11 protein-coding genes are annotated in these 11,426 nt (G+C 75.0%); 5 read left to right on the top strand and 6 right to left on the bottom strand.

All coding sequences use genetic code 11. The annotated features are described in order from the left end of the window. Positions 1–110: 110 nt before the first annotated feature. Positions 111–566 carry a peptidase inhibitor family I36 protein gene (locus ABZW10_RS21995; protein ID WP_355368467.1) on the bottom strand — a complete coding sequence of 152 codons (456 nt, stop codon included), beginning with the start codon at positions 564–566 and terminating at the stop codon, positions 111–113. Positions 567–882: 316 nt separating this feature from the next. Here ABZW10_RS21995 and ABZW10_RS21990 point away from each other — a divergent pair, with 316 nt between their 5' ends. Continuing rightward, positions 883–1,344 (top strand): hypothetical protein, encoded by a 462-nt coding sequence (locus ABZW10_RS21990; RefSeq protein ID WP_355368464.1) that lies wholly within the window; start codon positions 883–885, stop codon positions 1,342–1,344. 63 nt (positions 1,345–1,407) lie between these two features. Here ABZW10_RS21990 and ABZW10_RS21985 read toward each other — a convergent pair whose 3' ends face one another. After that, positions 1,408–2,109, bottom strand: coding sequence for an NAD(P)H-binding protein (locus tag ABZW10_RS21985; protein WP_355368461.1), 702 nt, complete (start codon positions 2,107–2,109; stop codon positions 1,408–1,410). A 148-nt stretch (positions 2,110–2,257) separates the two neighbouring features. Between ABZW10_RS21985 and ABZW10_RS21980 the strand changes: the two genes are divergently transcribed. Further along, positions 2,258–2,986 (top strand): TetR/AcrR family transcriptional regulator, encoded by a 729-nt coding sequence (locus ABZW10_RS21980; protein WP_355368458.1) that lies wholly within the window; start codon positions 2,258–2,260, stop codon positions 2,984–2,986. 182 nt (positions 2,987–3,168) lie between these two features. Then, on the top strand, positions 3,169–3,444 hold the full coding sequence (locus ABZW10_RS21975) for a hypothetical protein (protein WP_355368455.1): 276 nt from the start codon (positions 3,169–3,171) through the stop codon (positions 3,442–3,444). Positions 3,445–3,575: 131 nt separating this feature from the next. On the opposite strand, the gene ABZW10_RS21970 is transcribed toward ABZW10_RS21975, so the two are convergent. Next, a complete protein-coding gene (locus ABZW10_RS21970; RefSeq protein WP_355368452.1) occupies positions 3,576–3,812 on the bottom strand; it encodes a chaplin in 237 nt (78 codons plus the stop codon). 145 nt (positions 3,813–3,957) lie between these two features. After that, positions 3,958–6,546, bottom strand: a complete 2,589-nt coding sequence (locus ABZW10_RS21965; protein ID WP_355368449.1) for a SpoIIE family protein phosphatase — start codon at positions 6,544–6,546, stop codon at positions 3,958–3,960. A 197-nt stretch (positions 6,547–6,743) separates the two neighbouring features. On the opposite strand from ABZW10_RS21965, the gene ABZW10_RS21960 reads away from it, so the two are divergent. Next, complete coding sequence (locus tag ABZW10_RS21960) at positions 6,744–7,661, top strand: diiron oxygenase (RefSeq protein ID WP_355368446.1); 918 nt, start codon at positions 6,744–6,746, stop codon at positions 7,659–7,661. Positions 7,662–7,734: 73 nt separating this feature from the next. After that, entirely contained in the window at positions 7,735–9,348 is a 1,614-nt protein-coding gene (locus tag ABZW10_RS21955) for a 4Fe-4S binding protein (RefSeq protein ID WP_355368443.1), read from the top strand. Positions 9,349–9,532: 184 nt separating this feature from the next. On the opposite strand, the gene ABZW10_RS21950 is transcribed toward ABZW10_RS21955, so the two are convergent. Beyond that, complete coding sequence (locus ABZW10_RS21950) at positions 9,533–9,991, bottom strand: hypothetical protein (protein ID WP_355368440.1); 459 nt, start codon at positions 9,989–9,991, stop codon at positions 9,533–9,535. Positions 9,992–10,178: 187 nt separating this feature from the next. Then, entirely contained in the window at positions 10,179–11,300 is a 1,122-nt protein-coding gene (locus tag ABZW10_RS21945) for a helix-turn-helix domain-containing protein (RefSeq protein WP_355368437.1), read from the bottom strand. Positions 11,301–11,426 lie beyond the last annotated feature (126 nt).

Below are 11,426 nucleotides of genomic sequence, written 5' to 3'. Positions count from 1 at the left end.
GGACCTCGTTCCGGGGGGTCGCAGAAGTGCCCCCGGCTCCTTGGGCGAGACGGGGGCGGTGTGCTGGACGGTCCGGTCCGCCGGGAGTGGTGCCCGCGGACCGGCGACGACTAGTTGTTGAAGCAGCCGAACCGCAGGCTGGAGATCCGGTCGTTCTTGTAGTAGTCGGAACCGCCCGCGTCGTAGTCGCCCTTGGTGCCCCAGCTCCAGGCCTGGGCGTAGTCGACCTGGGACGGGTGCAGCTCGCCGTAGGGGTCGTCCCAGAACTCGACCGAGCACTGCGAGTTGTTGATCCAGGAGGACACCTGGTTGTCGGCCAGGACCCCGTTCAGGAAGTGGACCTGGTTCAGCCGCACGATCAGGCTGCCGCTGCCGGCGGGGGGCGGGGTCACGATCGCCTTCGAACCCGTGCCGCCGCTGTTCTGGTAGAGGCAGAGCGCCCAGCCCGGGCACCCGTCGTACGGGGGGTTGGCGGCGGAGGCCGGCGCGGCCGAGAGGAACATCATCGCCCCGGCGATCGCACCCGCGACGGCGGTGGTCGCCAGCTTGAAGGATTTGAGGGCCATGGTGGAACTCGCTTTCGGGGTCTGCCCGCGGCTGTGACGCGGGCGGGTGACAGTGCTCGTGCGCGGCGGGCCCCGGGTCGGGCTCGCCGCACCACGAGACTGCCCGTGCGGGGGAGGCGGCGGCATCAGTCAAATGACTGCGGACCGCCAAGGATCCCGACCGAGTGATGCGTCCTACCCGTCGTGCCGGGAAACGGCCCAGAAACATGGGATGTCGTCGCACCGGCCGGGACAGCGAGGATTCGGTCCATGGCGTCGGTCGCCGAGCAGGTGCCGGGCGCCGCCGATTCCGTTCTCTCGAAGGAGTGTTCGTCCCATGAGTCTTCGCCGATCGGTCTCCGCGGTGGCCACCGTGGCGGTGCTCGCCCCGCTGCTGGCGCTGGCCGCCGGAACCGCGCAGGCCGCGCAGGGCCCCGCCACCGACCCCGGGCCCGTGAACGCCGTGGCGCCCGCACCCGACTTCACGATCCTGCCGTCGAACCCCTCGGTGCTGCAGCTCACGCGGAAGCAGCAGTGCATGGCCTCGTACAACGTCAACTACTGGGTCGGCGGCGGGCCGTTCGCCGTCACCCAGCTGAAGGTCTGCCTCAGCGCGCCGGCCACCCTCGCGACCGGCGCGCAGATCTTCTTCGCCGGTGACGCGAACTACGTCCCGATCGATCCCGCCTACGTCCCGACCGGGCCCGTCATCCCGACCGGGCCCGTGACCGACCCGGACGGGCCCGTCCTCGTCCCGGACGGGCCCGTGCTCGACCCGGCCTTTCCCGCCTTCCCCTGATCCGGGGAGCCGGTCCGGCCGTGCGGCGGCGCGGCCGGGTCCGGCCCGGTGGTCGCCGTCGGCTCAGTAGCCGACGGTGAACCGGCGCTGGACGAAGCGGGGCAGCTCCGCCTCGTCCACCAGCGCGACCGCGGCGTCCTCCGCCGAGATCCGGCTCAGGCCGTCGGCGTCCAGGACGACCTGGTCGCCGCCGATCCGGAAGCGGCCGGTGCGCTCGCCGGGTCCGATCCGCTCGGCGGGGCTGAAGTACGTCCAGAGCCGGTTGGACAGGCGCAGCACGTCCAGCGCCTCCCGGTGGCCGCGCACGGCGGCGGCGTACTCGCGGGGCAGGCCGAGCTCGTCCAGCGCGGCGTGCAAGAGCTCGTCGTGGTCGGCGCGGACGACGCCCGGCTCGATCTCCAGGCTGCCGGCGCCGCCGATGACGATCAGCCGGGTGCGGGGGTGGCTGTCCAGCGCCTTGAGCAGCGACCGGGCGGCGGTCGCGTAGACGGTCGGGTCGGCGATCGAGCGCCGGACGGTGTCGGCGAAGTCCTTCGCCGCGTTGCCGGGCTGGAAGCCGCTGATCAGGACGTCCAGGCCGGGCAGGACGGCGGCGACGCCCGCCGGGTCCAGGACGTCGACGCTCGCCCAGCTCAGGTTCTCGCGCCGGTCGGTGATCGCGGAGGCGTCCCGGCTGAACGCCGAGACGCGGTGTCCGCGCCCGAGGGCCTCGGTGACGATCCGGCTGCCGATGGTGCCGGTGGCTCCGATGATGCCGATGTGCATGGTTCTCCCCTTGGTTCATGCCACGGTCAAGGCCGAAACGGCGGCTCGGGACAGCACTTCCTCACGTCTGCCCCTCATGCCGTGTGGGAACTATACGGCGTGAAGTTTTCCCACGGCAATCAGCGAGGTGACGCTGTAGAGTGGCGCCGTGGCAGGCACCCCGAGCACCGGACGACGCGAGCGACTGCGGATCGAGACGACCGCCGAGATCAAGTGCACCGCACTGGAGTTGATGCGCTCCGGCGGCCCCGACGCGATCACCCTGCGGGCCATCGCCCGCGAGATGGGCATGACCGCCAACGCCATCTACGGCTACTTCGCCACCCGCGACGACCTGGTCACCGCCCTCGTCGCGGACGTCTACACGGCGCTCGCCGACGCCCTCGACGCCGCCTGGGCCGCCTCCGCGCAGGACGCCCCGGCGCGGCGGATCCAGGCCTGGGCGCACGCCTTCCGCGGCTGGGCGCTGGCCAACCCCGAGGGCTTCCGGCTGATCTACGGCGATCCCGTCCCCGGCTACCGCGCGCCGGAGGGCGGCGCCGCGCCCGACGCCGCCCGGCGGGTCTGCGTCGGCATCGCCGCGCTCGCCGACACCGCCTGGGACGGTGCCGCGGGTGCGGGTGCGGGTGCGGGTGCGGGTGCGGGCGACGGCTTCGGCTGGGAGGACTTCGATCCCGGCCTGCTCGACAAGGTCCGCCCCGCGTTCCCCGCGCTGCCGCCGGCCGGGGTGGCCCTGGCGCTGCGGATCTGGGGCCATCTGCACGGCCTGGTCGTGCTCGAGGTCTACGGCCACCTGCGGGCCCAGACCTCCGCGCCGGACAAGCTCTTCCGCGCCGAACTCACCCAGCTGACCCGCTCGTTGGGCCTCCAGGACTGATCCCCGGCTGACTGTCCGTCCGGGCAGGGGATCGGCCCGGACGGACACGAACGGCTCGCCGCCGTCGCAGGTCCGGGACCAGCCGCGACCGGACGGCGCCGGGAGGGGGCCGAACGTCAGACCCGGCCGGCCCCGGCCCGGGCCTCGGCGCGCCGGCCGGCCGGGTCGGCCAGGGCGGCGTGGTGCCGCTCCAGGTCGCCGGTGCGGGCGGGGTCCCGGTCACCGGGGCGACGGCGGTCGTGATGAACGTGACGGCCGTCAACCCGACCCGGACCGGCTTCGTGACGGCCTACCCGCACGGCGAGTCGGTGCCGGACGCCTCGAACATCGACTACCGCCCGGGTGAGGCCGTCTCCACGCTGGTGATGGTCCCGGTGGCGGACGGACGCGTGTCGTTCGCCAACCAGTGGGGCGGCACCGACGTGGTCGCCGACCTGATCGGCTGGTTCTCGGTCTGACGACCGGCTGCCTGATCGACACCGCGCCGCCCGGGGTTCCCGGGCGGCGCGGTTCGTTCTGCGGCGGACACGCGGACACGCGGACGCGGGCCCGCCCGGGTGGGCGGACCCGCGTCGCCGTGCCGGTGGTCCTACTTGTTGATGCAGATGTTGCCGAAGGCCGGGTTGGCCAGCCCGATGATGTCGATCGAGTTGCCACAGAGGTTGATCGGGATGTGGACCGGGATCTGGATCTGGTTGCCGGACAGGACGCCGGGGGAGTTGGCGGCGATGCCCTCGGCGACGGAGTCGGCGGCGGCGGTGCCGCCGCCGGCCAGCAGGGCGGCCGACGCGAGGATGCCGGCGGCGAGGGCGGTGCGAGTGCGCATGTCTCTCCTTGTGAGGGGATGAGTTGGCAGATCAGAGCACCATCACACCGGTGAGGGGCGGCGATCCCGGCGCATTGCTCGCATCGAGGGCGTGTCCTCGGCGGCGCCCGCCGTCCCGGGTGCACCGGCCGTTCCCGAGGGGGTGTCAGCCGGCAGGCGGGAGGTCCTGCTCGGCCCAGATGGTCTTGCCCTGGCGGGTGTAGCGGCTTCCCCAGCGGGTGGTGAGCTGGGCGACCAGGTAGAGGCCGCGGCCACCCTCGTCGGTCAGGCGGGCGCGGCGCATCCGGGGCTGGGTGGCGCTGGGGTCGGAGACCTCGCAGGTGAGCCGTTCGGCGCGGATGAGGCGGACGCCCACCGGACCACCCGCATAGCGGATCGCGTTGGTGACCAGCTCGCTCAGCACCAGTTCGGTGGTGAACGCCAGCTCCTCCAGCCCCCAGGCCAGCAACTGCGCGGTCGCGGCCTCCCGGACCTGCGCGACCGCCGCCGGGTCCGCCTCCAGCGTCCAGCCCGCGGTGTCCTCCGGCGGCACCGCCCGCGTCCGGGCCAGCAGCAGGGTGACGTCGTCGGTGAGCCGGTGGGCCGGGAGGCCGGCGACGAGGTCCCGCCCGAGCTCGCGCAGCGCGGCGCCGGCCGGGGGGACGGAGCCGTCCGGCGGGGCGGCCGTGGCGGCGAGCCGGTGGGACAGCTCGTGCATGCCCTCCTCCAGGTCGTCCGCGTAGCCGAGCAGCAGCCCGTCGGTGTACAGCGCCAGCAGGCTGCCGGGTGCGAGCTCGACCTCGGTCACCTCGAACGGCAGCCCGCTCACGCCGAGCGGCGGCCCCGGCCGCAGGGGCACGTACGTCACCTCGCCGTCCGGCGTCGCGACGGCGGGCGGCGGGTGCCCGGCCGAGGCCATCACGCAGCGCCGCGACACCGGGTCGTACACCGCGTACACGCAGGTGGCGCCGAACGGCACGGTCTGCTGGTCGTCGGGGGTGTCGTGGGCGCTGTCGCTCCACGCGCCGTGGCTCACCGGGGGCAGGGTGGCCGCGGTCGCCCCCGGCTCCGCGCCGGGGCCGTCCTCCTCCTCGTCCGGCCGTTCGGCCTCCACCATCAGCTGGGCGACCAGGTCGTCGAGGTGGACCAGCAGTTCGTCCGGCTCCAGGTCGAGATCGGCCAGGGTCCGGACGGCGGTCCGCAGCCGGCCCATGGTCGCGCTGGCGGCGAGCCCGTGGCCGACCACGTCCCCCGCGACCAGCGCGACCCGGGCGGAGGACAGCGGGATCACGTCGAACCAGTCGCCGCCGATCCCGCTCGCCGTGTCGGTGGGCAGGTAGACGCTCGCGGTGGAGACGGCGGTGGTCTCGGCCAGCGAGGGCGGCAGCAGGCTGCGCTGGAGCCCGACGGCGGCGCGGTGCTCGCGCGCGTAGCGGCGGGCGTTGTCCAGGGCGAGGGCGGCGCGGTCGGCGATCTCGCGCAGCAGCTCCAGGTCGGCCGGCAGGTACGGCGGCCGGTGCGGGGCGCGGTGGACGCTCACCCGGCCGAGCAGGCTGCCGCCGGCGCGCAGCGGGACGGTCATCGACGGGGGGAACGCGGTGTGGGTGGTCTGCTCGCCGGGGTCGGCGTGCAGGGTCACCCCGGTGGGCGGGGGCGCCGGGATCCCCGCTCCGTCGGCCTCGGCCGAGGCCGACGCCGTGCTCGCGACCGCGGTGCGGCGCAGCGGCACCCGGCCGTCCCGGCCCGGGGACGGCTCCCCGCCGGTGAACACGGCCTCGGCGACGTCGATCACCGCGAGGTCGGCGAGCCCGGGCACCGACCCGTCGCCCGCCTTGGGCCCGCCCGGGGCGGACGGCGTGGAGGGGGCGCCCGGGCCGTCCGGGGACGGCGGGGCGAGCACGGCGGCCAGCTCCTCCGCCGTCCCGGTGACCGACAGCGAGCCGCCGACGGCCGCCGTCGCCCGGTGCAGCAGGGCGAGCCGCTCGCCGGACCGGTGCAGCTCGGTGACGTCGGTGAACAGCGCGGTCACCCCGATCACCTGCCCGTCGGGGGACTGCAGCCGGAACGCCGAGATCGCCATCACCGCCCCGCCGGCCGGGTCCTCGATGGTGCGGACGATCTCCTCCGCGCCGATCAGCGGCCGGCCGGTGCGCAGCACGTCCTGCAGTCCGCGTTCGACGGCGGCGGCGTCCCGCGCCTCCAGGAAGTCGCCGAGGCGCCGCCCGCGCAGGTCCGGCGGCAGGCCGCTGTAGGGGAGCAGGTGGGTGTTGGTGCGGATCAGGCGCAGCCGCTCGTCGAAGACGGCCAGGCCGACCCGGTCCTGCAGGAACAGTTCGCGGGTGAAGGCCTGGTCCTGGCGCGAGCGGGCGACCAGTGCGGTGGGGGAGGCGAGCACGAAGTACCGGGGGGCGCCGGTGCCCTCCGGTCCCGGCGGGGCGTCCTCCTCGGGCGCGTCCAGCGGCAGCACCTGGTAGGAGAGCGCGAGCCGTTCGCCCCGGCCGGAGCGCAGCACCGCCTCGCCGGACCAGCCCTCGGCCTGCTGCTCCGCGGTGAGTTCGGACATCGCCGGCCACCCCGAGGGGTCGTCGAGCAGGTCGTGCACGGGCCGGCCGTGGACCTGGGCGGCACCGAGGGCGAGCAGCCGCTCCGCCTCCGGGGTCCAGCGGACGATGCGGCCGTCCGCGTCGAGCAGGGCGCCCATGGCGTTGACGACGAAGGGGGATCGGCCGCGGTTCAGGGCGTCCGCCGTGTCCATCCGGTCCGCTCCTCTCCGTCGGCGGGTTGGCTGCCGCGACCCCTCCATCATCCCCCGGCCCGGCGAGCCCGCCAGTTTCCGGGCGGCGGACAGCGCGCTGCACGGGGGGTTCTCGGGCGCCCACTCTTATTGTAATCTCCGTCAATAAGCGGGGCCGGCGGGTTCCCGCGCAGGCCACGCACCTGACGGAGGCAGCCATGGCTCACCCGGCGGAACGCATCCCCACCCGGACCCGCACCGCGGCCGACGACGACGTCTCGAAGCGGCTCCTCGCCTCGGCCGCGACCCTCTCCTACGACCCGTCCGCCGAGATCGACTGGGACGCCCCGCTCCCGCCCGGGCACTACGGGCTCAACCCCGAGTGGAGCACCCTCTACGGAACCCCGCTCTGGGCGGAGATGACCGAGGAGCAGCGGGTCACCCTCACCCGCCACGAGGTCGGCTCGATCATGACCACCGGCATCTGGTTCGAGATGATCCTGCAGCAGATGGTGCTGCGCGACCAGTACCTCAAGGACCCCGGCAGTGCCGAGTTCCGCTTCGCGCTCACCGAGATCGCCGACGAGTGCCGCCACTCGATCATGTTCGCCCGGGCCTGCGAGCGGATGGGCGTCCCCCGGTACCGGCCGAACCGGCTCGTCGCCCAGGCCGGGCGTGCCTACAAGTCCCTCGCCCGGGGCGAACTCGCCTACGGCGGCATCCTGGTGGCCGAGGAGGTGCTGGACGTCATGCAGCGCGACTGGATGCGCGGCGAGAACGTCCTCGACATCGTCCGCGGGACGTCCCGGATCCATGTGGTCGAGGAGTCCCGGCACATGAAGTTCGCCCGCCAGGAGATCCGCGAACGGCTGCGCGGAGCCGGCGCCCTGCGCCGTCGCAACGCCGCCTTCGGCATCGCGGCCGGCGCCTTCGTCATCGTCACCAGCATGGTTCACCCGTCCGTGTACAAGGCCGCCGGGCTGGACGTCGCACGGGCGCTCGCCGAGGTCCGGGCCAGCGAGCACCGGCGCGCCATGATGCGCACCAGCAGCCGTCACCTGATGGCCTTCCTCGCCGAGAACGGCCTGATCACCGGCCCGGCGGCCAGGCTCTACCGGCGCATCCACATGCTCTGACCCGCCCCCTTCCCCGCCCGTCCGCCCCCAGCCCCAGCCCCAGCCCCAGCGCAGCGAGGACCCCACCCCCGCCATGGCCTACGCGATCACCCGTACCTGCTGCAACGACGCCTCGTGCGTGTCCGTCTGCCCCGTCAACTGCATCCACCCCACCCCGGACGAGCCGGACTTCGGCCGCACCGACACGCTGTACATCGACCCGGCCGCCTGCATCGACTGCGGCGCCTGCGCGGACGCCTGCCCGGTGGACGCGGTCTTCCCGGTCGACCGGCTGAGGGGGCCCGACGCCGTCTACGCCGGACTCAACCGCGACTTCTTCCGCGACCACCCCGCCGACCACGCCTGGGGCGCGCCCGTCTTCCCGCGCAGCCTGCCCGCCGGCCTCGACCTCGGGCCCGGCCCGCTGCGGGTCGCCATCGTCGGCACCGGGCCGTCCGCGAGCTACACCGCGCAGGCGCTGCTGCGCTCCACCGGCGCCGAGGTCACCATGCTCGACCGGCTGCCGGTGGCCGGCGGGCTGCTGCGGCACGGGGTCGCGCCGGACCACCAGTCGACCAAGCGGATCGCCGAGAGCTTCGCGTCCGTCTTCCACGACCCGCGGCTGCGGGTCCACCTCAACGTCGAGGTCGGCACCGACCTCGGCCACGCCGAACTCGCCGCCCACCACCACGCGGTGGTGTACGCGGTCGGGGCCGCCGCCGACCGCCGGCTCGGGGTGCCCGGCGAGGACCTGCCCGGCAGTCTGCCCGCCACCACCTTCGTCCGCTGGTACAACGCCGAACCGACCGTGCCGGCCGACGCGGTGGCCCTGGCCGGCGGGCCCGGGAGCGGCGCCGAACGGGCGGTGGTGATCGGCAACGGCAACGTCGCGGTCGACATCGCGCGGATCCTGCTCTCCGACCCCGACCGGCTCGCCGCCACCGACATCGCCGACCACGCGCTCGCCGCGCTGCGCGGCAGCGCGGTCCGCGAGGTCGTCCTGCTCGCCCGGCGCGGGCCCGGGAACGCCGCGTGGAGCGTGCCCGAGTTCCTCGCCCTCACCCGACTCCCGGGCGTGGACGTCGTGGTGGACGACCGCCCGGAGGTCCGCGGCGCGGCGCTGCCGGCCGGTGTCCCGCTGGAGCGCGTCGACGCCACCGCGCCGCCCCGGCCCGGGCGGCGGATCGTGCTGCGCTTCCACGCCGCGCCCGCCGAACTCCTCGGCGACGGCCGGGTCGAGGCGGTCCGTCTCGCCGGCACCGGCGAACTCCTGCGCACCGCCCTGGTCGTGCGCTCCATCGGCCACCGCGGCGTGCCCGTCCCCGGACTGCCCTTCGACGACACCGCCGGCAGCGTCCCGCACACCGGCGGCCGCGTCCTCGACCCGGCGACCGGCCGGCCGCTGCCCGGCACCTACCTGGTCGGCTGGGCCAAGCGCGGACCCTCCGGCGGCATCGGCGCCAACCGCGCCTGCGCCGAGGAGACCGTGCACGCCCTGATGGACGACGCGGTCGCGGGCACCCTGCCCGTCCCCACCGGCGACCACAGGGCCTTCGACCGGCTGGTCCGTACCCGCCGCCCCGACGCCCTCGGCCTGCGCCAGCTGCGCGCCATCGACCGCGCCGAACGCGCCCGCGGCGAGGCCACCGGCCGCCCCCGGGTCAAACTCCCCACCGTCCCCGCCCTCCTCGCCGCCGCCCGCCGCTGAACCGCGGGCGACCCCGCGCCCGTCAGGGCCCGACGAGCAGCCGGACAGTGTCGTCAAGGAGGACCGGCAGGAGGTCGGACGCTCAACTTCTCCCACTCCGGGAAGAGTTCACCCGCCACGCCGGGTGTGACTCGCCAGCAACCGAATACGTCGGATGGCCTGCTCTTCGGTCTGGCCGACAGGATCAGCTGAAGAGGGCGCCGAGGTCGAGGGGGGTGATCAGGTAGGTGTCGGTGGCCGGGTCGTGGGCGTGGAGGAGGGCGGTGCGGCCGGCCGGGACGGCGGCGTCGCCGGGCGGGGTGCGGACGGCGAGGAGGGCGGGGGAGCCGTCGTCGGTGGTGGCCTCGGCCCAGCCGGAGGTGGTGTCGGCGCCGCCCGGGAGGACCGCGCAGACGCGGCCGACCAAGGGGAAGGGCTCGGAAGCGAGGAGGTCCCCCGGCAGCTCGTCGGGCAGCTCCCCGGAGGCGGCGTCGACGTGGGGGTCGGCGCCGCACCCCCCGCCCCGGGTGCCGGTGGGGCGGCCGACGCCGTGCCCCCCGGGCACGACGTCGGCCGCGAGGCCGCTGAGCAGGGCCAGCATCCAGTACTCGGCGGTCACCACCAGGGTCGGAAAGCCCGGCGCGGCCTTGAAGTCCCCCCGCATCCGCCCGTTCCCTCCGACTTTCCGATCGGCGCCGGACCCCCCGGGCGCCGTGGTGATCCTGTCAGGAGGAAAGCGTCCGCACACTGCCAGGACCTGGCAATCTTGTCGGTGTTTTGACACCTGAAAATATCCGGAAACCAGACGCAACGCGGGGCCCGCTGAAACGTTCATGACGTAACGGCCGCGGTCACAGCTGCCGGTTCGGCCAGTCGAGCAGACGCGCGCCCATCACGGCGGTCTCCAGGGTGTAGCGGTGCAGCGCGTCCGCCGGGTCGTAACCGGTGAGGTCGCGGATGCGCTCCAGCCGGTAGCCCAGCGCGCGCACGCTCAGGCCGAGCCGCCGGGCGGTCTCGGCGTTCACGTAGCCGGCCTCCGCCTGGACGGTGATGGTCTCCAGCAGCGGGCGGGCGCCGCCGCGCGCGGAGGTGAGCGGGCCGAGCACGGTGCGCACCAGGTCGGCCATCGCGGAGCGGTCCCGCATCAGCACCGGGAAGACCAGCAGCTCCTCGGCGCGCAGCCGCTGCGCCGGCAGCTCCAGCCGCTGCGCGTACTCCAGCGCGCCGAGCGCCTCCTCGTAGCTGCGGACGATTCCGCCGGTGCCGGCGTGTCTGCGGCCGGTCGCCACCCGCTGCGCGGGCAGGTATCCGGCGCCGGGCCGCAGGGCCAGCTCGGTGAACGCGGTCAGGACGGCCTGCTCGCCGTCGGAGGCGATGCAGACCAGCCGCCCGTCGCGGGCGGCCAGCAGCAGGGTGCGGTCGTCGTAACGGCCGGTCAGCTCGCGCAGCACCCGGTGCGCGGCGGGCGCGCCCTCCAGGTAGGGCTCGTCGGCGACGGCGACCGCGACGGTGTAGCCGGCGGCCAGCCGCAGCCCGAACCGCTCGGCGCGCTCGGCGAGCGCGCCGAGGTCGGAGCGGCCGTGCAGCAGGTCGTTGACCAGCTCGCGCCGGTTGGCCTCCTCCTGGCGCACGGCCATCCGCTGCGCGCGCTCGTGGCCCTCGGCGAGGGCGCCCAGCGCGGCCTGGGTGGCGGCGAGCACGGCGTCGCCGGTGCGCCGCAGCTCGGCGGCGGTGGCGGCGGTGAGGCCGGGGAGGGTCTGCCAGGCGGCGCGGGTGGCGCCCAGACAGGCGCCGACGAGTTCGCGCAGGCCGTGGCCGGCCTCGGCGCCGCGCTCGCCGAGTTCGCGCAGCCGCTCCAGTTCGGAGCGGCGCAGCAGGCGCCCGGTGCGGGAGACGTCGGTGAGCAGGTCCAGGCAGTGCGGAGCCAGCTCGCTGGGGATGTCGGGTGCGCCGGTTCCGTTGGCCACCGTCATGTCGTCGTGTCCCGCCCCGGTCCGTGGGTGTGGTCCGGCCGTCCGGCGTGCCCGCCGGTCGGCCGATCGGCTTCTCGGCTGGTCAGCCGGTGCGCCGAGCCGTCGGCCGGCCCGTCGGCTGCCCAG

This window comes from Kitasatospora sp. NPDC004723 (genome assembly GCF_040609255.1).
Classification (GTDB): domain Bacteria; phylum Actinomycetota; class Actinomycetes; order Streptomycetales; family Streptomycetaceae; genus Kitasatospora.
This window is presented reverse-complemented; position numbering and strand designations above follow the sequence as displayed.

Excerpts from the sequence above, each read along its gene's own strand:
- ABZW10_RS21950 (WP_355368440.1), bottom strand. The coding sequence starts at position 9,991 with ATGCGGGGGGACTTCAAGGCCGCGCCGGGCTTTCCGACCCTGGTGGTG.
- ABZW10_RS21955 (WP_355368443.1), top strand. The coding sequence starts at position 7,735 with ATGGCCTACGCGATCACCCGTACCTGCTGCAACGACGCCTCGTGCGTG.
- ABZW10_RS21965 (WP_355368449.1), bottom strand. The coding sequence starts at position 6,546 with ATGGACACGGCGGACGCCCTGAACCGCGGCCGATCCCCCTTCGTCGTC.
- ABZW10_RS21985 (WP_355368461.1), bottom strand. The coding sequence starts at position 2,109 with ATGCACATCGGCATCATCGGAGCCACCGGCACCATCGGCAGCCGGATC.
- ABZW10_RS21960 (WP_355368446.1), top strand. The coding sequence starts at position 6,744 with ATGGCTCACCCGGCGGAACGCATCCCCACCCGGACCCGCACCGCGGCC.
- ABZW10_RS21990 (WP_355368464.1), top strand. The coding sequence starts at position 883 with ATGAGTCTTCGCCGATCGGTCTCCGCGGTGGCCACCGTGGCGGTGCTC.
- ABZW10_RS21945 (WP_355368437.1), bottom strand. The coding sequence starts at position 11,300 with ATGACGGTGGCCAACGGAACCGGCGCACCCGACATCCCCAGCGAGCTG.
- ABZW10_RS21970 (WP_355368452.1), bottom strand. The coding sequence starts at position 3,812 with ATGCGCACTCGCACCGCCCTCGCCGCCGGCATCCTCGCGTCGGCCGCC.
- ABZW10_RS21995 (WP_355368467.1), bottom strand. The coding sequence starts at position 566 with ATGGCCCTCAAATCCTTCAAGCTGGCGACCACCGCCGTCGCGGGTGCG.